The 20842-nt window shown below is 61.2% G+C and carries 15 protein-coding genes; 7 read left to right on the top strand and 8 right to left on the bottom strand.

Translation table 11 applies throughout. The annotated features are described in order from the left end of the window. Window positions 1-33 precede the first annotated feature (33 nt). From OU694_RS02270 to OU694_RS02260, 3 genes are read right to left on the bottom strand one after another with little or no spacing between them, the layout of a single operon-like run. The gene (locus OU694_RS02270) at window positions 34-2247 is read right to left on the bottom strand and encodes an aldehyde dehydrogenase family protein (RefSeq protein ID WP_308909389.1); all 2214 of its coding nucleotides are present in this window, start codon (window positions 2245-2247) and stop codon (window positions 34-36) included. Window positions 2248-2259: 12 nt separating this feature from the next. Continuing rightward, on the bottom strand, window positions 2260-3219 hold the full coding sequence (gene deoC, locus OU694_RS02265) for a deoxyribose-phosphate aldolase (RefSeq protein WP_308909388.1): 960 nt from the start codon (window positions 3217-3219) through the stop codon (window positions 2260-2262). A 29-nt stretch (window positions 3220-3248) separates the two neighbouring features. Next, a complete protein-coding gene (locus OU694_RS02260; protein ID WP_308909387.1) occupies window positions 3249-4859 on the bottom strand; it encodes a SulP family inorganic anion transporter in 1611 nt (536 codons plus the stop codon). A 174-nt stretch (window positions 4860-5033) separates the two neighbouring features. Between OU694_RS02260 and OU694_RS02255 the strand changes: the two genes are divergently transcribed. After that, a complete protein-coding gene (locus OU694_RS02255) occupies window positions 5034-6410 on the top strand; it encodes a TolC family protein (RefSeq protein WP_308909386.1) in 1377 nt (458 codons plus the stop codon). Continuing rightward, window positions 6410-7726 (top strand): multicopper oxidase family protein, encoded by a 1317-nt coding sequence (locus tag OU694_RS02250; RefSeq protein ID WP_308909385.1) that lies wholly within the window; start codon window positions 6410-6412, stop codon window positions 7724-7726. Before OU694_RS02255 ends, OU694_RS02250 begins: the two co-directional genes overlap by 1 nt. Here OU694_RS02250 and OU694_RS02245 read toward each other — a convergent pair. From OU694_RS02245 to OU694_RS02235, 3 genes are read right to left on the bottom strand one after another with little or no spacing between them, the layout of a single operon-like run. After that, entirely contained in the window at window positions 7723-8415 is a 693-nt protein-coding gene (locus OU694_RS02245; RefSeq protein WP_308909384.1) for a PepSY domain-containing protein, read from the bottom strand. The genes OU694_RS02250 and OU694_RS02245 overlap by 4 nt on opposite strands. A gap of 10 nt (window positions 8416-8425) precedes the next feature. Continuing rightward, window positions 8426-9250: an SDR family NAD(P)-dependent oxidoreductase gene (locus OU694_RS02240; protein WP_308909383.1), complete on the bottom strand. Its 825-nt coding sequence runs from the start codon at window positions 9248-9250 to the stop codon at window positions 8426-8428. Beyond that, window positions 9247-10164 (bottom strand): alpha/beta hydrolase fold domain-containing protein, encoded by a 918-nt coding sequence (locus OU694_RS02235; protein WP_308909382.1) that lies wholly within the window; start codon window positions 10162-10164, stop codon window positions 9247-9249. The genes OU694_RS02240 and OU694_RS02235 overlap by 4 nt, the downstream gene beginning before the upstream one ends. Before the next feature lie 118 nt (window positions 10165-10282). Here OU694_RS02235 and OU694_RS02230 point away from each other — a divergent pair, with 118 nt between their 5' ends. Further along, window positions 10283-12082: an alkyl sulfatase dimerization domain-containing protein gene (locus tag OU694_RS02230; protein ID WP_308909381.1), complete on the top strand. Its 1800-nt coding sequence runs from the start codon at window positions 10283-10285 to the stop codon at window positions 12080-12082. Window positions 12083-12100: 18 nt separating this feature from the next. Here OU694_RS02230 and OU694_RS02225 read toward each other — a convergent pair whose 3' ends face one another. Both OU694_RS02225 and OU694_RS02220 read right to left on the bottom strand, forming a co-directional pair. Continuing rightward, a complete protein-coding gene (locus OU694_RS02225) occupies window positions 12101-13684 on the bottom strand; it encodes a sensor domain-containing phosphodiesterase (RefSeq protein ID WP_308909380.1) in 1584 nt (527 codons plus the stop codon). 166 nt (window positions 13685-13850) lie between these two features. Then, window positions 13851-16400, bottom strand: coding sequence for a TonB-dependent receptor (locus OU694_RS02220; protein ID WP_308909379.1), 2550 nt, complete (start codon window positions 16398-16400; stop codon window positions 13851-13853). A gap of 285 nt (window positions 16401-16685) precedes the next feature. Here OU694_RS02220 and OU694_RS02215 point away from each other — a divergent pair, with 285 nt between their 5' ends. Genes OU694_RS02215 through OU694_RS02200 form a run of 4 tightly spaced genes read left to right on the top strand, consistent with a single transcriptional unit; the run spans window position 16686 to window position 20837 of the window. Further along, the gene (locus tag OU694_RS02215) at window positions 16686-17759 is read left to right on the top strand and encodes an efflux RND transporter periplasmic adaptor subunit (protein ID WP_308909378.1); all 1074 of its coding nucleotides are present in this window, start codon (window positions 16686-16688) and stop codon (window positions 17757-17759) included. 34 nt (window positions 17760-17793) lie between these two features. Then, entirely contained in the window at window positions 17794-18486 is a 693-nt protein-coding gene (locus tag OU694_RS02210) for an ABC transporter ATP-binding protein (RefSeq protein ID WP_308909377.1), read from the top strand. Further along, a complete protein-coding gene (locus OU694_RS02205) occupies window positions 18483-19640 on the top strand; it encodes an ABC transporter permease (RefSeq protein ID WP_308909376.1) in 1158 nt (385 codons plus the stop codon). The genes OU694_RS02210 and OU694_RS02205 overlap by 4 nt, the downstream gene beginning before the upstream one ends. A gap of 9 nt (window positions 19641-19649) precedes the next feature. Then, complete coding sequence (locus OU694_RS02200; protein ID WP_308909375.1) at window positions 19650-20837, top strand: ABC transporter permease; 1188 nt, start codon at window positions 19650-19652, stop codon at window positions 20835-20837. The last annotated feature ends 5 nt before the right edge of the window (window positions 20838-20842 follow it).

Genomic DNA, 20842 nt, shown 5'->3' with positions numbered 1-20842 from the left:
CGTCACTCGAAACCCGCTAGTTCTGGTTACCCGCTAATTCTGGTCACCCCACGGCACCCATATATTCTTGACCTCGGTGGCGCGTTCCATCAAGGCCTTGCCGCTTGTCAGTGAGCCATTCTTCCAGTCCCACGCCTTGGTCATACCCGCCCAGGTGCGTTTCATATTGTCGGCGGCTGCTGCTTCCTGCGCTGCCCTGTCACCCGCGAAAGACCAGAGCGCATCGACCATAGCATGGCGTGCCAGCAACAAGGCGTTGGCGGCAGGATTACCCGTCACAACATTGACAGGCAGGCCGGCAAACAGCGCTTTCATATCACCCGCCAGCACCGCTCCCGGTACCAGCACAACGGCGTTCCCGGCTGCAAGCGCGTGGGCGGTGAGCGTGACGGGTGCGATGAGCAAGGCTTCCGGCGGGCAAGCAATCCCCAGCACGCCGAAGGGCTCGTTCATGGCAAAGGCAACACCGCGCAAGGGGGCCGTGTGCACCACACCATCAAACTTGTCGGCGAGCGCCGCGGCGGTGAACAGGCGCCGGATCGCGGTCGCCACCTCGGCCTTCGCCGCCTTGCGACTCTCCCCGGCGGCTTCCAGCTTGCGGGCAAAGTCATCCGCGCGGGCCTCAAGCGTTTCGGCAATACGGCGCAGTACGGTACCGCGCTCGGCAGCGGCTTTGACTGCCCATGCCGCCTGTGCGCCCGCTGCCGCCTCGACCGCAGCATCAATATCCTTGGCGTTGCCGCCTATGGGTGCGGCCTCAGCCTTCAAATCCTTCAACTTGCGCTCGGCTTTGGGCACCAGATAGGCCGTCATCCCCTCGCGACCGCCTTCGCGCCCGAAACCGGATTCGCGCATGCCACCAAAGCCGACCGATGCATCGAACATGCTGGCGCCGTTCACCCACACCGCCCCGGCCTTCAATGCCGCCGCCACCTCAAGCGCACGGGAGACGGTCTCGGACCATACGCTGGCGGCAAGCCCGTAACGGCTGTTGTTGGCCAGCGCCACGGCTTCCTTCTGCGTGCGGAAAGTGAGGACACTGAGGACAGGCCCGAACACTTCTTCCTGCATCAGGATATTGGCCGTCCCCGCCTCGGTCACAAGCGTTGGGGTATAATAGCAACCCTCGGCAGGCAGGACGCAGGGTGCATGCCAGACCTTGGCACCGTCTGTCGTACCCTCGGCCACCATCCGCTTGATACGCTCAAGCTGGACGGGATCGACAATCGCCCCCATGTCAACGGTCTTGTCGAGTGAGTGCCCGATGCGGATCGCCGCCATCCGCGCCTTCACTTTTTCAAGTAAGCGCCCGGCAATGCCTTCCTGCACCAGAAGGCGCGACCCCGCACAACAGCTTTCGCCCTGATTGAACCAGATGGCATCGGCAAGCCCGTCTGCCGCAGCGTCAAGGTCCGCGTCATCGAACACGATGAAAGGTGACTTGCCGCCCAGCTCCAGCGTGAGATGTTTGCCGGTGCCCGCAATCCGGCGGCGGATCAGTTTGCCGACCTCGGTCGAACCCGTGAAAGCGATCTTGTCGACATCGGCATCCACCAAAAGCGCCCCGGTTTCACCCGGTCCTGTCACGATATTCACCACCCCGTCCGGCAGGCCTGCGGCGATCACCAGTTCGGCGAAATAGAGGGCAGTGAGCGACGTGAACTCGGCAGGCTTCAGGACAATAGTATTGCCGGCGGCAAGTGCCGGCGCCACCTTCCAGGCCACCATCAGCAGCGGGAAATTCCAAGGGATGATCTGCCCGGCGACCCCGACGGGCTCGTGACCCGGAAACTCGGCCTCGATCAGCTCGGCCCAGCCGGCATGATGATCGAAATGCTGGACGGATGCCGGAATATCAACATTGGTCGTCTCGCGGATCGGCTTGCCATTATCAAGCGCTTCGAGGACAGCGAGCACACCCGCGTGCTTTTCGATGAGCCGGGCAAGGGCACGGAGATAGGCGGCGCGTTTGTGCCCGCTTGTCTTCGCCCAATCCTTCTGCGCGGCGCGGGCGGCTTTGGTGGCCGCAGTGACCTCAGCTTTGGTGCCCACCGCAATCTCGGCCAGTACTTCGCCGGTGGCGGGCGCGAAGCTCGGCAGCATCTGCGCCTTCGCCGGCTTCACCCACTTGCCGCCGATGAAATGACCAAAGCGGCGCTTGTGGCCATCAAGCCAGGCGTCCGCCGCCGCCCGGCTTTCGAGCGAGACTTCATAGTCCATGGTCTGCAGCTTGTCCTTCACACTCATCGCCCAGTCTCCTCAGGCCATCGCATGGCGCCACGGGGCGGAGGGGATACCCGTCGCCAATGTTTCAAGCTGGCGTTCAATATCGCCAAGCAGCGCCGAAGCCCCGAACCGGAACAAGCCGGGCTCAAGCCAGTCACGGCCCAGTTCTTCCTTCATCAGCACCAGATAGCGTACGGCCTCCGCCGCCTTCCTTATGCCGCCCGCAGGCTTGTAGCCGACCTTGATGCCGGTACGTTCGCCAAAGTCACGGATCATCCGCACCATCACAAGCGAAACAGGGAGCGTGGCATTCACCGCTTCCATACCGGTTGACGTCTTGATGAAATCGGCGCCGGCCATCATGGCGACCATCGAGGCCTTGGCGACTTCGGTCAGGTTTCCATGCTCGCCCGTTGAAAGGATCGCTTTCATATGGGCTGGGCCGCATGCTTCCTTGAAGGCTTTCACTTCATCATAAAGGGCCGGCCAGTTGCCAGTCAGCACATGGGCGCGGGTGACGACGATATCGATCTCGGCCGCCCCTGCCGCCACCGAGCGGCGGATTTCCTCGACCCGCGTTTCGAAGGGGGTAAGGCCTGCCGGAAACCCCGTCGAAACCGCAGCCACCGGGATACCGGTTCCTTCAAGTGCCTTCACCGCCGTTTCAATCATGCCATGATAAACGCACACAGCACCGGTGGTGAGGCCGATGTCCGCCACATCGAAAGCCGCGAGAACATCCCGGCGCACCGGGTTCCGGGCCTTGGCACACAGGCGTTCCACCCGGCCCGGCGTATCGTCGCCGGCAAGGGTCGTGAGGTCGATACAGCTGATAGCCTTGACGAGAAAGGCGACCAGCGCCTCGCCACTCACCGGCCGCGCGCCGTCGAGCGCGGCGACGCGGCGCTCGACGGCGCTTTTGTTGACGCGGATGTCGTCCAGCCAGTCGGCATGAAAGTCCGTGCCGACATTCACATACTGGGGCGAGGTCATGGGGTTTCTCCCGCCTTGTTAATAAAGTCTCAGGCCTTGGGCTTTTCGCGGTCCAGCGAGAACAGGAACAGCATGATCGCGGTGATCAGATAGCCCGCCGCCAGCCGATAGGGTAGCACACTCGCGAAACCGTCCATCGCGGGCATCGCCCACGGCAGATACATGCCCGAGGACGGCAGCACGGAATGGATCACCCCGAAAAGCGTAAAAACGGCAGCCGCAATGGCGGCGAAGGCCGCGCGCTTCATCGAACGGTCGATGATCCACACCAGCATGGCACCCCAGATGAGGCTCGTGAGGATATAGCCCCGCGACATGGCCCCAAGGAGCAGATAGCTGTTCTGCCAGTCGGTGCCGAGCGACTGCTGCACGGCTTCGCCGATCCGGCCATAAAGGTCCGACACTTTCGAGAAGGCATAATTGAGAATTCCCGGCACCATGGCGAACAGAAGCGCCGGTGCATGGCGGGCGTCGCCACCGGCGAAAGCGAGGCGCAGGATATCGCTCGCCACCACCACAAGGATCGGCTTCAGCACACCTTCGGGGATCATCTGCGAGGCAAAGGCGATCACACCGCCGAGCCCGCCGATGGCGATCAGGCTGACCGCACCGATGGCATAGCCGGTACGCGCCCCCATCCGCTTGTAGGTCGTGTGACCGAAGTACGGGGTTGTCTGCACGATGCCGCCGAAAATGGCGCTGATGAAGGTGGCGGTGGCATCGATCTGCACCACCTGACGCGGGTCGAAATGGTCGCCCACAATGCGCGCCCCCGCCACGATATTCACGGCAGACGCCGCAATCAGCAAGGCGAAGGGGAAGACGATACCAAGGCTGTTGGTGATCTCGCCCGACATGGCCGTGATGCCGGCAATGGTGAAGGTCGGGATCGCGGGGATCAGCTCGGGTGCTTCGCGCACCACATAACCGTTCCCGGCGCCCGCAAAGGCCAGCACATAATAAAGAAGCGTCCCGACGACGATGGCGATCACCGCCCCCGGCATCGAGAAAGGCAGGCGGTGCCCGGCGATCAGCGCGAAGGCCATGATCATCATGGAAACAAGACTGACTTCCGGCAGGGCGAACACGCCGAGAAGCGCTTCGGCACCAAGCCACACGGTGGCGATACCGGCCATCGCGCCCACCAGTGCCATCTGCGGCATCTGGGTCTGCATGGCACGGCCGAAGAAGGACAGGATGAACTTGATGATCGCCATCCAGAAAGCGGCCGCCATGCCGATCTGCCAGGCATGCTCTGCAGCCGGCAGGCTGCCCATGGCGTCAACGTTCGCAACATAGGCAGGGCCGACGATGAAGAAGCACATGCCGAAGATGGTCGGCAGGTCGATGCCCAAGGGAATGCTTGTCAGTGCCGGGTTGCCTGTCGCTTTCGAGGTCCGTTTGGCCTGCCAGATGAAAAGCGCATTGCCCGCCACGATGCCGACAATGGCGCCGGGGATGATCTTGCCGAACACCACTTCCGTCGGCATGCCGAAAGCGCCGAGCAGGATGCCCGAAAGCACGAACAGGTTGACCACGCAATCGAGGAAAAAGGCGAAGCCCGCATTCAGGTCTGAAAACAGCTGGCCAGAGGCGCTGCCGGTCGTCGGAAACGCTTCTTCAGTGGCTTGTTCGCTCATTATGATTGCCCCGGTTGGATTGGTCCCTTTGGCTTCCCCTATCAGGAAGCAGGCATCAACACAATCGCCATGAGGGAGCCGCGTCCCCAAAACACTCACTCCGCTTTGACTTGCCGTGAAAAGGGGTTGCGGCTATGGTCGCCCGTCAGTCAGCCAACCGCCCGGAGAGTGTTAGTGCGTTTGATCTCATCGAGCATCAGCCTTGTTACAGCTGCAGCCCTTCTTTCTGCCTGCGCCACGCTGCCTCCGGGGGCAAGCCGGGACCGTGTCGGTACCGACCTTGAGGCCCGCACCCGCTATGTGGGGTTGACGAACGATGCCGAAGTCGCCGAGATTCTGGCAAGCCCCCTCGGCGAAGAGGCCGCTGTCCGGCTGGCACTTTTCAACAATCAGGCGCTGAGGGCACGTTACGAACAGCTGGCCATCGCGGAAGCCGACCTGCGCGCCGCCGGCCTGTTGCCGAATCCCGTGGCGGAAGCCGGCATTGCCTTCACCGAGGGTCGCCCGCTGGAGCTTGGCCTGACCTTGCCGGTTCTCGATATTTTCCTGATGCCGCTGAGGAAAAAGCAGGGCGTCGCCAACCTTGAACGTGTCGAGGCCGATGTCACCGATTATGCCATTGCCCTGATCGCCGATGTGCGCCGGGCATGGACACGGCTGGCTGTTGCCAAGCAGGCGCACAATCTGGCCAAAATGTCGGAAAACATCGCCCGCGCCGCTGAAAAGGTGGCCATCGAGCTTGCCGACAAAGGCAATATCCCGGCTGACGAGCTGATCGCCCGCAAGATTGCGGTGGCGAACGCCGAACAAGCGGTGATCATGGCAGAATCAGAACGCCGCGAGGCGCGCGAGGATCTGGCGAGCCTTCTGGGCGTCGACCTGATGGGCGACTGGTTCGTCCACAATGCTGATCCCGCGTCGATTACTGCCGATCTGACAGCGGTCAACATGCAAACTGTGATGGACAACAGCCTGACGCTCGCCTCCCGCAAGGCCGAGGTTGCCCGCGTTGCGGCCTCGCACGGCATCACCGAGATTACCTCGATCCTGCCCGATATCGACCTTGGCGTGTCAGCCGAGCGGGACGACCACCAGTGGGAGGTCGGCCCCTCGATCGAGATACCGCTGCCTGTCTTCAATTTCGGCGGACCGAAGCGCGACAAGGCCGAAGCGGAACTGCGCGCAGCGCAATATGATTATGCCCATGCCCTTGTAGTGACAGCAAACCGCGCCGCCCTTCTGGTGCGCGAGCGCGAAGCCGCCCACAAGCTTGTCAAGCTTCTGAATGAACAGGTGGTAGTTGCCGCAGATCAGGCGGTGGCAGCGTCGCTGCGCCAGTATAATGCCATGCAGACCGGCGTCTTCGGGCTTCTGGCCATCCGCGAGAGTGCTGTCGAGGCACGCCGCCGCCAGCTGCAGGGCTGGCAGCGCTACCGCGACGCCGAGGTTGCCGTCGATGCCGCCCGTGCCGGGGTGATTTTCCCGGTCAGCAGCCTTTCCATGGGCGGTGCAGCCGGTGGCACAAGCAGCGAGGCGGAGGGGGCACACTGATGACCCTCAGCCGCCGTGATGCTTTCCGCCTGACGGGTGCAGGCCTCCTTGTCGCTTCGCTCGGCACCGGGGCCCGTGCCATGTCCTCCCCCGCCCAGACGATTTCGGCCACAGAAAGCGTGCCGCCGGGCGAGCCGGGCAAGGACTATCGCCCGGTCGTGACCCCGAACGGGACAACCCTGCCCTTCCGCATCGTGGACGGGGTAAAGGTTTTCCACCTGATCGCCGAGGAAGTGGACCACGAATTCGCCCCCGGCCTGAATGCGCGTTGCTGGGGTTATAACGGCCGCGTTCACGGGCCCACCATCGAGGCCGTCGAAGGCGATATCGTCCGCATCTATGCCACCAACCGGCTGCCCGCCCCCACCACCGTGCACTGGCATGGCATGATCGTGCCGAGCGGCATGGACGGCGTCGGCGGCCTCAGCCAGCATGTGATCGAACCGGGCGAGACCTTCGTTTACCAGTTCCGGCTGATCCAGCATGGCACCTTCATGTATCACTCGCACCATGACGAGATGACCCAGATGGCACTTGGCATGATGGGCATGATCGTGGTGCATCCGCGCAAGCCTGAAGGCCCGCTGCCGGACCGCGACTATGCGATGATGCTGTCGGAATGGAAGATCGAACCCGGTGCCAAACGCCCGGACCCCAACGAGATGAGCGACTTCAACGTCCTCACCTTCAACGCCCGCTGTTTCCCCGGCACCGACCCGATTGTGGCGGCCCTTGATGAACGCGTCCGTATCCGTTTCGGCAACCTTTCAGCGATGGATCACCATCCGATCCATCTGCACGGCTTTGCCTTCGATGTGACGGAAACCGACGGCGGCCCGATCCCGGCAACGGCGCGCTTCCCCGAAACCTCTGTCCTCGTACCCGTAGGCGCCACGCGTACCATCGAATTCGTCGCCGACAATCCGGGCGACTGGGCGATGCATTGCCACATGACCCACCATGTGATGAACCAGATGGGCCACGGCATCCCCAACATGATCGGCGCCGATCCCCAGCTGATCAACGCGGCAGTCCGCCCGGTGGTCGACGGTTTCATGGCAATGGGGCACGACGGCATGGGCGACCATGGCATGCATATCGGCATGGGCCACATGGACATTCCTGAAAACTCGATCCCCATGGTTGGCGCCAATGGCCCCAAGGGCTATATTACCATGGGCGGCATGTTCACGATCCTCAAGGTGCGCAAGAGCATCCAGGACGGCGAAGATCCCGGCTGGTACAAGGCCCCCGAAGGCACCGAAGCCCGCATTGCGACCGAGGCCGAACTGGCCCGCGACGGGATTGAGGCCTAGCGCCGGCGGGCCTTCAGCCCGAAGTCCCGCCGCCGGAACCGGTAAAACAGCAGGACAATGCCGGTGATGGTGAAAAGGAAGGCGCTGCCTGCCGCCACCATCAGGAGCGGATGATTGAAATCGTCCCGCGTGTCGTAGTCCATGATGTGCAGCATCCAGAGAAAATCATAGACGCGCCAGACATCGCTGCGGCGCGCCTTGATGCGTCCGCTGGCGGGGTCGACATAAAGCCGGGTGCCGCCCTCGTCCCCCATGGAGACCTGCCAGACAGGCAGGCTGCCGCGATAGTCACCGGGCTCGGTATCGAAGAGCACGGCTTCCGGTGCGCCGGGCTCACCCCGGAAGGCATGGCGGGCAATGGAAATGATTTCCTCAGCGGAAAAGGACGGCACCTGCTGACCGGTCGCAGGATCGAGCAGGAACTGCGCACCACCCGCATCCGTCACCAGTACGAGCGGCGTACCGAGTGGGGCCACGGCTTCAAGCTTCTGGAAGCGGATACCAGCGGGAAGCATTCCAGCATCCAGCGCAACGGGCGCAGCTTCCGCAATCGTATGTTCACTGCGGACGGTTTCGATGGGCACGATGCTCATGAAAAGGCCGCTGCCGGTCCAGAAAAGCACCTGCGCGGCGATCAACAGGCCGATCCATTTGTGCGCCTTCGATACAAACTTGTGAACAGACTGCATTCGGTGCCCTTCAGAAAGCCTTGCGACGTTTCATACCCCGGCCAAAGAATTTGCGCCACAGGTTCGGGAAGAAGCGCTGGAAGCGATCCGCAAAGCGCGCGTCCTTGCCCACTATGATCCGGTAATCGCCGTTTGCCACACCCGCGAGGATCACCCGCGCTGCCTCGTCCGGCGTGGTGATGGCCAGCGGCTGGAAAGAGCTTTGCATTTTACTTGTGTCCGTGTCGCCCTCGGCATTCCGGCGGTGGCGACCGCCGCGCACGATATTGGTGTTCACCCCGCCCGGATGGATACTGTGGATACTGACGCCCGTCCCTGCCAGTTCATAATGCAGGGATTCGTTGAAACCCTTCACCGCATGCTTGGCAGCGCAATAAGCCGATTGGCTCGGCACCCCGATGATCCCGAAAAGGCTGGAGATATTGACGATATGGCCGCGGCCCTGCTTCAGCATCAACGGCAGCGCCGCCTGCGTGCCATGCACCACGCCCCAGAAATTGATTTCCATCAGCCAGCGGAAGTCGCTTTCCTGCATCGTCGAGACAAGATCGGTGAGCGTGACGCCCGCGTTGTTGGCAATGAAGCCGATACCGCCGAAGGCCTCATGCGTCGCCTGAACCGCCGCCATCACCGCAGCGCGGTCCGAAACATCCAGCTTGAAGGTGAGGGCCTTTCCACCTGCCGCTTCAATCTCCGCGGCTGCCACCTTGATGCCTTCCTCGTTGACGTCAGCGAGGGCGACAGGGGAGCCCGCAGCCGCCAGCTGGATGGCCATCGCACGGCCGATGCCGGAGCCTGCCCCGGTGACGAAAGCCGGGCCGTAATTGTAACTCATGCTGCTTCTCCCCCATTCCAATAGGCTTCATAGTGACGCGCCATATCGGCAATCGCCTTGCGGCCTTCCGGCACCAGCCGGGCGACCATCGGCCAGTCGTGGAACAGGCCTTTCCAGATATCGAGCTGTACCTTGCCGCCCGCTTCCCTGATCTTTGCTGCGAGCCTGCGGCTGTCATCGAGCAATATCTCGCCCGCATCCACCTGCAACAGCGTCGGCGGCATCGTATCCATCCGCCCGAAAAGCGGCGAGCAGCGCGGGTCGGATGCAGCAAGCCCGCCCCGATAAAGCTCCGCCGCCCGGCCAATGCCGCGCGGGTCCAGCATCACATCGCTTTCTGCATTCCCGGCGAAGGTGGAACCGCCGAGCCCAAGATCGACCCAAGGCGCAATCAGCCCGAGGGCGGCAGGCCCCTTGATGCCCTCAGCGGCGAGCGCCTGCACAAGTGCCACCGCGAGCCCGCCACCGGCGGAATCCCCGCCAAGCATCACAGGTACCCCGCCCATTGCCAGCGCCTTCCACGCCGCAACTGCGTCTTCAACCGCCGCCGGGCACGGATGCTCGGGCGCCACGCGGTACTGCAGGAGAAAGACCTTCGCCTTGGCCGCTGTGGAAAGCCGCATCGCAAAATCGCGGAAGCCGCCAATACCGCCCCACACATAGCCGCCGCCATGGAAATGCAGGATGCTACGAGCAGGCAGCGCGCCGGGCGCCTCGACCCATTCACCGCGAAAGCCTGCGCCTTCAACCGGCGTGACCTTGACGGACGCAGGCAGCGCCGGCGCCATTTGCTCGGCCTTCGCAAGAAGGCCACCGAAGAGTTTGACAAGCTGGTCGGGTGTCAGATCGCGCGTGGTTTTCCCCCGAAAGGCACGACGGATCTGGCGGCGCGCCAGCCAGGCGCGGATTGACATGGACTTTCCCCCTTGATTTCCCAGCCACAGATTGCCGCCTCGTTCCCGGCTTGACAAGAACTGAACTGACCAGTCTAATTTTTCCCGGGAGAGACACAGACTTCAGGGGAGAGGGACGATGGCCACAGCCAGCGTACGGACGATCATTCATGGCCTGATGGCCGGCGCCTGCCTTGTGGCACTCGCTGCTTGCGACGAAAAACCGGCCAACGTCCGGGTACTGAAGCCGGCGGAATTGCCGGCAGAAGCCGTCGAGTTTTTCAAGGATCATGGTAACGGACCGTTCCTCGTGGAGGACGCACCCGTCTGGCAATATATGAAGGTCAACGGCGGCATCCCCAATACGATCGTGATCGAGGGCGACACCGGCCTCATCATCGTTGACACCACGCTCAGCCGCACGGACGGCGATGCCACGCTCGAACTGATCCGCCAGAAAAGCGACAAGCCCATCGTTGGTGTCATCTATACCCACCATCATATCGACCACACGGGCGGTGCCGGCGCCTTTGTCAGTCGCGAAGATGCGGCAAGCGGCAAGGTTATGGTGATCGCGGCAGACGACCTGCCCGAGGAATTGTTGGATGAAAATGCCGTCACCGGCCCCATCATGGGCCTGCGCGCGGCCTATATGTACGGCGTGCTTCTGGACCCTGAAACCGATGGCAAGGGATACAAGGTTGGCCTCGGCGGCAATATCATCCCCGGCCCCAGCGCCTTCATCGAGCCCAATCACCTGATCCGGGACCGCGAAGACCTGACGCTGGACGGCGTGCGCATGCATATCTTCCGCACGGGCGGCGAGGCGGCATCGCATATCGCCGTTTATCTGCCGGACTACGGGGTGATGCTTTCAGGCGATGAAATTCAGGGACCGACTTTCCCAAACCTGCACTCGCTCAGGGGTACCAAGCCGCGCGACGCCCAGAAATGGATCAACGCGATTGACCGGATGCGCGCCTATCACCCCCGTGTACTGGTGCCGAGCCACGGCCCCATCGTCAGCGGCGAGGCGGAAGTTGAAAAGCTGCTTGTCACCTACCGTGACGCCATCCAGTGGACCCACGATCAGGCCGTACGCCTGATCAATAAGGGCTACACGCAGGAAGAATTGGCCGAAGCTATGCCCGCCCTGCCCGAGCATCTGACCATGATCCCCTGGACGCTGGAGCTATATGGCACCGTCAAGCATTCGGTGCGCTCCTTCTACACAAGCTATATCAGCTGGTTTGACGGCGACCCGGCCACGCTTGACCCCACACCGCGTGTCGAGGCCGCCCGGCGGACCGTCTCCCTGATGGGTGGGCGCGACAAGGTGTTCGCGGAAGCCAAACGGGTGTTCGAAGCCGGCGACCCGCAGTGGAGTGCTGAGCTGACCACGCTTCTCGTGCGGATCAACCGCGAAGACACCGAAGCGCGCCACCTGAAGGCCGAAGCCCTGCGCCAGATTGGCGAGAATACGCTGAACACCAACTGGCGGGGCTTCTATCTTGTGGGTGCGCGTGAACTCGATGGCCTTGTCGACAGCGTCGCCCTGCAGGAAGCCGGGCGCGCACGCTTCAACACCGATGGCCTGCCGAGCCGCCGCCTGCTGGAGCTGATGCGCTACCGGCTGTCGCCGGAAGCCGCTGCCGACAAGCATATGAAGGTAGGCTATGTGTTCCCGGACAGGGACGAGCAGTTCACCATCGAACTCAGAAACCAGATTCTCGATATCCGGCAAGGCCTTGAAGACGGCCTCAAGGCCACCATGACCGTGGACCGGTCGACCTACGACCAGATCGTGAAAGGCGAAACCGGCTTCGTGGAGGAACTGGCAAGCGGTAATGTGACCATCGATGGCAGCAAGCTTGATATGCTCGCTTTCCTCAAATGCTTTGATACGAGCATGGAACCCATCCCCATCGCCGCCCGTTAAGGGCGGCCAAGGGCAACGTCAGATCTTGCCGACGCGGGCCGGCACCAGCCCCGATACGGGCTTGCCGAAGAAATAGCCCTGCCCGTAATCGACGCCAAGATCGCGGAGGAGCGCTGCATGCGCCTGGGTTTCCACCCATTCGCCGACCGTCTCGATGCCGAGATCCTGGCAAAGCGTGACCATACTGCGCAAGAAGGCCCGGTCCTTGGCGCTGTCGACGGCGTTCCTGATGTAAACACCATCAATCTTCAGGGCATCCACCTGCAGTTCGCGCAGATACTGGAAGCCGGCCGCGCCCGCGCCGAAATCATCCAGATAGACCTTGAAGCCTGCATTGCGGATATCGCCGAGCACCCGGCCAAGGGCGGCCAGATCATCGATCCGGGCAGACTCGGTGACTTCGAGCGACAGGAAGTCGCGGTAGCGGTCGGCATTGTGAAGTTCCAGCAAAAGCTTCTTGATGAAGTTGCGGTCGGAAAGCGACCGGCCGGACACATTGACCGCAAGTTTCGGGATATGGCCTGATTTCTCCGATTCCGCGAGCTTGGCAATCGCCCGTCGCAGCACGGCCATATCGAACTCGTCGATCAGGCCGACATCCTCGGCAAAGGTGATCATCTCAAAGGGCGATGCGTTCACATCGCTCAGTTGCAGGCGCGACAGAGCCTCAAAGTGATGTGTCTTGCCGGTCTTGAATTCCACAATCGGCTGGAACACGAGTGAAAAGGCCCCGTCCTTGAGCACCTGCCGGAATTCCCGGAGCTTCTTCGTATTGTCGCCGATCATCTTGCCGCATTCGGCCTTCAGGTCCTTCAGTGCGAAGCCCTTCTGGGCGCGGGTGAACTGCTGCAGGCTGAAGACCAGCGCCTTGATGCTGTCCTCTTCTGCAAGATGCGCGTCATGGGCGTCGATGGTGGCGCTATCGATCTTCACACCCGTCGCCTCGCTGATCTCATGCGTCAACAGGGCAATGGTCGATCCGTCCTCGTCCTTCTCGTGCACCAGTGCGAACTTGTCGTCCCCGAGCCGGGTGGCGAGATTGCCGCCGACCGAACAGGACTTCAGGTAGCGTTCCACCTCTGCCTGCTGGTTCTCGCTGAAAGGCTTGCCGATCGATTGCAGCACAGTGACAAGGAGGTTCTCCTGCGCTTCGGGGTCGCTTGTAAAAACCGACTGCAGATTCTCATAGAAATCGGCCTTGGCTTCCGCCACCGATTGCGGCGCGGAGCGGGTTTCGGGTTTCAGCCCGATCCGGTGCGGCCGCGCCATCACCAGATACAGGCGGTCATCCCGCATCGGCAAAGCACCGATGAAAATGGAGAAAGGCTCGCGGTCTTTTTCACCCTGCCCCACCTTCACGGTGAAGGGCCCGCTGCGCATCTTTTTTCCGGAAAGTGTCTTGGCCGTCGTCTCGAGGATCTTGCGGTCGCTCGCGCCCAGTAGCGACATGAAATTCTTGCCGACGAGAGGCCCCTGGACCTTGCCGAGAAGGCTCTGGCTCGCCCCGTCTGCGCTCAGGATCGTGAAATCCCGGTCAAGCTCCAGAAGGAGATCGCCGACGCAAAACGCGTACCCCACAAATCGCTCGGGTATTTTCGTCATGTATGCCCCAAAAAATACGAGACAGTTTCAGATTAGTGGAAAATACAGAATAATCACAACACTTTATTGGACTATCATTCAACTTTCACGGCAGGATTGTCCACCACGCGAAAAGGGCGCGCCACACTGGCGCGCCCTTGTCTTACGCTAGATCATATCCCGCAGATCAGAAGCGGAAACGACCGGTGATGCCGTACATGCGCGGCTGGCCAAGGAAGGCACCGAAACCGTCATCGGCCTGCAGCGGAATATCGAAGGCATTCTGCTGGTAGAACTGGTTGAACAGGTTGTTCGCCCAGAGTTCCACCGACCATTTGCCATCCACATCCTGAATACCGACGCGCGAGTTGACGAGAGCGAAGCCCTTCTGCAGCTTTTCGGGATCAAGGTCCGACCCGGTATTGATCTTCGTCTGGTAACGCACGTTACCGCTGATGAAGAATTCCATACCGTCGGATACTTCCTTGTGCCAGGTGGCGCCGCCGGTCAGCACCCAACGCGGGGCGTTGGTCAGTTGCTGGCCCGAAAGCCCGCTGACTTCAGGATAGTTGGTGCCGAAGCGGTCATTCTTCAGGATATTGACCGTGGCGGGCAGATTGTCGCCATAGTCAGCCTTCGAATAGGCCACGCCCAGCATCATGTCGAAGCTTTCGCTGAAGCGTGCCTGGGTCTCAACTTCGAAGCCCTTGGTCTTCACGTCCTCGATGGCTTCCGGCAGGAAGTTCGAGCCGTTGAAGGTATTGAGCTGGAAGTTGTCGAAGTCCATGTAATAGAGCGCGACGTTAACCTGTGCGCGGTTGTCGAACATGGTCTTCTTCATACCGACTTCGAATGAATCCACCTCTTCGGCCCCGATCTGCGGGCTCAGATAGTTGCGCGGATCGGTATTATCGCCCGGACGCGTCAGGATCGTACCGGCACGGTCAAGGTTGATCGTGCCCGACTTGTAGCCGTGCGCGACGTTACCATAGATCATGGTGTCGTCATCGAACTGGTAGCTGAGGCCGAGAACGCCAGAGAATTCGCTGTCGTTCAGGTCCTGATCTTCTTCGGCGATATCGAACGATGCCGAAGTGATGCCAAGGCAACCGAGGGTCGCCAGCACGTCGATCACTCGGCGAACGTCATCGGTCCCGAGAACAGCACCGAGCGGCAACTCGGCAATCGGCAACTGGGCAAGCCGCGGCAGGGCAAAGTTACAGCCCGGCGTGTTTGGCGTCGAAAGGTTCGATTCAGCATGCTTCTCGTCGCGGGTGAAACGCAGGCCGAAGATCATGTCCAGTTTCTCGGTCAGTTCGATCACATTGTGCGTGAAGAGCGAGTAGGACTTGTTTTTCGAAAGCCAGGTATCACCGTAAACGCCCGTGCCTTCACCCCAGCCGGTGCCCGGCGGAATGGCGCCGCCCGAGAAGACGTTCACATAGCTGCTCCAGTTGGTGACAAGGCCACCGGTCGGGCCAGCGAACACGGCCGCGATCAGCGGGCCGGTACGGGCATTGAGGAAGGCTTCATAATCAGCACCATGGAAAAGGTCGCCGCCTACACCGATTTCCTCATCCGAATAGAAGGCACCGACAACCCAGTCCAGCCTGCCATTCTGGCCCGACAGGCGCAATTCCTGGGTGAACATGTCGATATTGTTGAGCTGCTTCAGATACAGGAGGTCGGCACCGGTGAAATCGATATCCTGACCGCGATTGGATTCAAACTCGCGGTAGGCGCTGATCCATTTCAGCTCAACCTCGCCGAGGTTCCAGCTCAGGTCCGTGGCAAGACCCCAGTCCTTGCTTTTCTGATAGTTCGGACGATCCGGGCCTGATGTCATCTGGGCTTCATAAGATTCCGGATCTGCCGGCATGGTCTGCGCGCCGGGCATGATGGCATTGATGATAGTGCCGGCAATACCGCCACGATAGGCGTAAGGCACTGCATAGCAGCAGTCCTCATCCACATCGCGGTAGTCGGCGATCACACGCAGGCGCACATCCTCGTTCGGGGTCCAAAGCAACTGGCCCTTCATCTGGAAGCGGCCCTTGGAGTTGAGGTCGTCACCCGAAATCGTGTCGGTCATCCAGCCGTCCTGCTGCACGTAGGACGATGAAAGACGGAAAGCGAGCTTGTCGTCGACGATCGGCCCGGTCACGGAGCCGCGCACGTCGAATGCGTTGTAATTGCCGTAGGTGCCTTCCAGATAACCGCCGGCTTCAAACTCCGGCTGCTTGGTCACGATATTGATGGCACCGGCCGAGGTGTTGCGACCGAAAAGCGTGCCCTGCGGCCCGCGCAGCACTTCCACGCGCTCGAGATCGAGGATCTCGGTGAGGGCTGCGCCAGCGCGCGAACGATAGATACCGTCAATGAAAACGCCGACTGCGGATTCAAACGCCGCGTTGTTGCCCTGCGTACCGATACCGCGCAAGCGGATCACCGTGCCCTGGGCTTCGCTGTTGGTCGAGGATGCCTGCAGGCTCGGTGCGAGCTGCGACAGTTCCTTCAGGTCATCGACCCCCGCCATTTTCATCATGTTTTCTGACATGGCCGTCACGGCAATCGGCACGTCCTGTACGGATTGGCTCCGCATCTGTGCCGTTACGACGATTTCTTCCAGTGTGAAATCGTTGCCGGACTGGCCCGCTTCCTGCGCCAGCGCTGCGCTCGACATGCCCAACAGGCATGAGGACGCAAGCAGACGAGCCACGGTCGTACGTGTCATCATAGTTTCCTCCCTAATAAAACCGGCCTCCCCAGACCGGTACGTCTTCCCACCTGATATCAGAACGCGATTCATGGTTAATGTCAAACCGGCCAGTATGATCAAAGCTGTAAATGCCTCAGATTGTTGCGTTAATGTCGCACTTGGTTTCATGTGGAAGTAAATTTTCGTTAACTATATCGTTCGTTGAGACAAGTTGTTACTCTGTAGCCATCCAATAAGGCCGGACCAACGTAATGGAACCGACCCTGAAGACTTGACCAACAGCGAGAGACGAGAGCCATCCAAGTGAATGACCAAAGCGATCTTTTGAAATCCCTTCGCATTGACAATGACGAGCGGAGTGCGGGCAAAACCACGCGCGGGCTGGGACCGAAGCAGCAGCTTCTGGCCGCTGCCGCCATCACTGCCCTTGCCATCGCCGGCACCGCCGCCTTCATGGGGACAGGCAGCGAGGAAGCGCCGCAGGTGACAACACCTGCCAGCAGCAACTCGAACGGCAGCAATAGCACAGCCTCAAACGAGCCCACCGCAACGCCCCCCGCCTCGACAACAGAACCGGCACGGGCCGTGACGCCTGCCGGTGAAACCGTGCTCAGTGCGTCGGGCTATATCACCGCGCGCCGCATGGCGACCGTGGCGGCCGAGATCACCGGGCTCATCACCGATGTTCTGGTTGAGGAAGGCATGACGGTTGAAGCGGGCACCGTCCTCGCGAGGCTCGACAGCGCCATTGCGTCCGTCGATGTCGAACGCGCCCGGGCGCAACTCAAGGCCGCCACGTCACGCATCGCAACGGTCGAGGTGAACCTTGCCGAGGCCGAACGCGTGCTGAACCGCGTCTCGAAACTGAATGTGCAGGACTTCTCGAGCGAGGCGGCGCTCACCCGCGCCAAGGCAGATGTGGACAGCCTGAAGGCCGAGCTTGTCACCGCCCGCGCCGACCGTGATGTCGCCGCCATCACCGTGCGCGCCGCCGAAGAACAGCTCGACAATCACACCATCCGCGCGCCCTTCTCGGGTGTCGTCACCGACAAGAATGCCCAACCGGGCGAGATGGTATCGCCCATTTCGGCTGGCGGCGGCTTCACCCGTACGGGTATCTGCACGATCGTCGACATGGGCTCGCTCGAGATCGAGGTCGATGTCAACGAAGCCTATATCAACCGTGTGAGCACCGGCCAGAAGGTCACCGCCACGCTCGACGCCTATCCGGACTGGGACATCCCGGCCCATGTGGTCGCCATCATCCCGACCGCCAACCGTGAACGGGCCACCGTTCGCGTGCGCATCGGGATCGATGCCGAAGACGCCCGCATTCTCCCCGAAATGGGGGTAAAAGTGGCGTTCCTGAAAACCTGAACAATCCAAAATCGACAGCAAGAGGGGAAGTTAAATGACCGAGAACCTTTTCGAACTGAAAAAGGTCAGCAAAAGCTTCGTGAAGGCGAAAGAGACGATTTCGATCTTCGAAGGGCTCGACATGACCATCAAGGCGGGGGACTTCATCGCCATCATGGGGCCATCGGGCTCGGGCAAGACGACGCTCCTGAACCTGCTTGGCGGCGTTGACCAGCCGACGAGCGGTGAAATCCATTTCGATGGCAAGCGGATCGACAACCTCAGCGAAAACGGCCTTGCCGCCTGGCGCGCCGCCAATGTGGGTTTCATTTTCCAGTTCTATAACCTGATGCCGATGCTGAGCGCAGCGAAGAATGTGGAACTGCCGCTGCTTCTCACAGGCCTTGGCCGGTCGCGCCGCAAGGCGAGCGTTGAAGCCGCGCTCAAGCTTGTCGGCCTTGACGACCGCGCCGGCCACCTGCCGAAGGAGATGTCGGGCGGCCAGCAGCAGCGCGTGGCCATCGCCCGCGCGATTGTTTCGGATCCGAAACTGATGCTCTGTGACGAGCCGACCGGCGACCTTGACCGCGCGACCGCCGACGAGATCCTGAAGATGTTGCAGCTTCTGAACCGGGAATTCGGCAAGACCATCGTGATGGTCACGCACGACCCGGAAGCCGCCAAATATGCCAAAAAGACCCTGCATCTCGACAAGGGCGAGTTCGTCAAAGAGGAACTGATGGCATGAGCGACCTTTATCTGATTTTCAAGAATCTGACGCGGCGCAAGCTGCGGCTCAGCCTCACCCTGTTTGCCATCTTCGTCGCCTTCCTGATTTTCGGCGTATTATCGAGCTTCAACAAGGCGTTCAATTCGGGGATCGAGCTTTCGGCCGATGACCGTATGGTGGTGGTGAACAAGATCAACTTCACGCAGCCCTTGCCGATTGCCTATGTGAACAAGGCACGCGCCATCGAGGGCATTGATGTGCTGACCTGGTGCAACTGGTTCGGCGGCTATTATCAGGACCCGAAGAATTTCGTGGCCGCCATGGCCTGCGACGCCGAAACGCTTCTCGACGTCTATCCCGAAATCGTGCTGCCGGAAGACCAGAAGAAGGCCTTCATGGCGAACCGCCAGGGCCTGATCGCCGGCCAGTCCATCGCCGCCAAATACGGCTGGAAGGTGGGTGACCGCATCCCGATGAACTCCAACATCTTTTCCCAGAAAACAGGCGGCAGCGCCTGGGACTTCGATGTGGAAGGCATCTATACGGGTTCAACCGAGCAGTTCGACACCAACTCGGTCTATTTCCACTATAAATATTTCGATGAAAGCCGCAGTTTCGGGAAGGATTTCGCTGGCTGGCTGATCCTGCGCACCACCGATCCCGCGCTGAACGACCAGGTGGCGAACACGATCGACACCATGTTCGCGAACAGCTTTTACGAAACCTCGACCGACAGCGAGAAAGCCTTCAACAAGGCCTTTATCGCCCAGATCGGTAATATCGCCATGATCGTGACCTCGGTGGTCGGTGCCGCCTTCTTCACGATCCTCCTCATTGTCGGTAACACGATGGTGCTGGCGATCCGCGAGCGCACCGGCGAAATCGCCGTGATGAAAACGCTCGGATTCCCGGCCGCCCGCATCTTCAAGCTGGTGCTCGGTGAATCGCTTCTCCTGTCGCTCATCGGCGGGCTTCTGGGGATCGGTGCCGCGTGGCTCATCATCGGCGCGATGAAGGCGGCCCTCGCCGGCATCCTGCCGACACTGGTGCTGACGCCCGACGTTGCGTTGACGGCCTTGGCCATCATGGTGGGGCTCGGTTTCCTCACCGGGATCGTGCCGGCCCTATCGGCCCACCGCCTGAACATCATCACCGCCATGAGCCGGCAATAGGAGGACGCTATGGGATCCCTTATCTCCCAGATCAACGCCGTTGTGGCGATGAATGTGAAAAGCCTGCCGCAGCGGGCATGGATGTCGGCAGCAACCGTTTTCGCGGTGGCCATCGTCGTTGCCGTTCTGCTGGCTTTCCTCGCCATGGCCAACGGCTTTCAGGCAACGGTTGCCGGCACCGGCGCGCGCGATGTGGCCATTGCCATGCGGCAAGGAGCACAAGCTGAAGTCAACAGTGTGCTGATGAAGGAACAGGTGGACCTCCTGTCCGCCGGTCCAGGCATCGCCAAAAACGAGACCGGCCCCATTGTGTCGGCTGAACTTTATGTCATCGTCGATGGCATCAAGAAAGCGAGTGACACGAAGGCCAACCTGCCCCTGCGCGGCTTGTCGGAAGCGGGCATGAAGATGCGAGGTGACCTGAAGATCATCGAGGGTCGCATGTTCCAGCCCGGTACCAACGAACTTATCGTCGGCGTCGGCGCCCTGAAGGAATTCGAGGGCTTCGAACTCGGCCGCGAGCTTACTTTCGCCCGGTCGCGCTGGACAGTTGTCGGTGTTTTCTCGATGGACGGCAAAGTAGCCGAAAGCGAGCTTTGGGCCGACATCGGCTCGGTGCAGTCGCTCTTCCAGCGGGGCAACAGCTTCCAGACGGTTCGCCTGAAGCTTGATGACCCGGCAGCCCTTGAACAGCTGAAGGCCTATAACGAAGCCGATCCGCGCCTTAAGCTCGATATCAAATCGGAAGCCGACTATTTCGCTGATCAGGCCTCGGGCATGTCCGACCTGATCATGTATCTCGGCTGGCCGCTTGGTATCGCCATGGCCTTCGGGGCGCTCGCCGGTGCCCTGAACACCATGTATACCTCGGTTGCAAGCCGTGCCCGCGAGATTGCCACCCTGCGTGCCATCGGCTTCGGCGGCACCGCGGCTTTTGTCGGGACGCTCGCGGAATCGATGGTGCTGGCCCTTCTGGGCGGCTTGATCGGGGCGATTGCCGCCTTCCTGTTTTTCGACGGGATCACGGCATCTACGCTTGGCGGCAGCTTCACCCAGGTCGTGTTCAGCTTCAAGCTCTCCCCTGCCCTCATATGGCAGGCGGCGGTACTGGCGCTGATCATCGGCTTTATCGGCGGGGTGTTCCCGGCGTGGCGGGCGGCCCGCTTGCCGGTCGTCGTGGCCTTCCGCGCGGCCTGATCAGG

Origin of the sequence: Pseudokordiimonas caeni, assembly GCF_026719705.1 — a bacterium.
GTDB classification, from domain to species: domain Bacteria; phylum Pseudomonadota; class Alphaproteobacteria; order Sphingomonadales; family Kordiimonadaceae; genus Gimibacter; species Gimibacter caeni.
The sequence above is the reverse complement of the archived record's forward strand: the minus strand, read 5'-3'. Positions and strand labels throughout refer to the sequence as shown.

What these genes read in the sequence shown, in the direction of transcription:
- OU694_RS02240 (WP_308909383.1), bottom strand. Translation starts at nt 9,250, where the DNA reads ATGAGTTACAATTACGGCCCGGCTTTCGTCACCGGGGCAGGCTCCGGC.
- OU694_RS02220 (WP_308909379.1), bottom strand. Translation starts at nt 16,400, where the DNA reads ATGATGACACGTACGACCGTGGCTCGTCTGCTTGCGTCCTCATGCCTG.
- OU694_RS02200 (WP_308909375.1), top strand. Translation starts at nt 19,650, where the DNA reads ATGGGATCCCTTATCTCCCAGATCAACGCCGTTGTGGCGATGAATGTG.
- OU694_RS02205 (WP_308909376.1), top strand. Translation starts at nt 18,483, where the DNA reads ATGAGCGACCTTTATCTGATTTTCAAGAATCTGACGCGGCGCAAGCTG.
- OU694_RS02210 (WP_308909377.1), top strand. Translation starts at nt 17,794, where the DNA reads ATGACCGAGAACCTTTTCGAACTGAAAAAGGTCAGCAAAAGCTTCGTG.
- OU694_RS02260 (WP_308909387.1), bottom strand. Translation starts at nt 4,859, where the DNA reads ATGAGCGAACAAGCCACTGAAGAAGCGTTTCCGACGACCGGCAGCGCC.
- deoC (WP_308909388.1), bottom strand. Translation starts at nt 3,219, where the DNA reads ATGACCTCGCCCCAGTATGTGAATGTCGGCACGGACTTTCATGCCGAC.
- OU694_RS02245 (WP_308909384.1), bottom strand. Translation starts at nt 8,415, where the DNA reads ATGCAGTCTGTTCACAAGTTTGTATCGAAGGCGCACAAATGGATCGGC.
- OU694_RS02235 (WP_308909382.1), bottom strand. Translation starts at nt 10,164, where the DNA reads ATGTCAATCCGCGCCTGGCTGGCGCGCCGCCAGATCCGTCGTGCCTTT.
- OU694_RS02270 (WP_308909389.1), bottom strand. Translation starts at nt 2,247, where the DNA reads ATGAGTGTGAAGGACAAGCTGCAGACCATGGACTATGAAGTCTCGCTC.
- OU694_RS02230 (WP_308909381.1), top strand. Translation starts at nt 10,283, where the DNA reads ATGGCCACAGCCAGCGTACGGACGATCATTCATGGCCTGATGGCCGGC.
- OU694_RS02225 (WP_308909380.1), bottom strand. Translation starts at nt 13,684, where the DNA reads ATGACGAAAATACCCGAGCGATTTGTGGGGTACGCGTTTTGCGTCGGC.
- OU694_RS02250 (WP_308909385.1), top strand. Translation starts at nt 6,410, where the DNA reads ATGACCCTCAGCCGCCGTGATGCTTTCCGCCTGACGGGTGCAGGCCTC.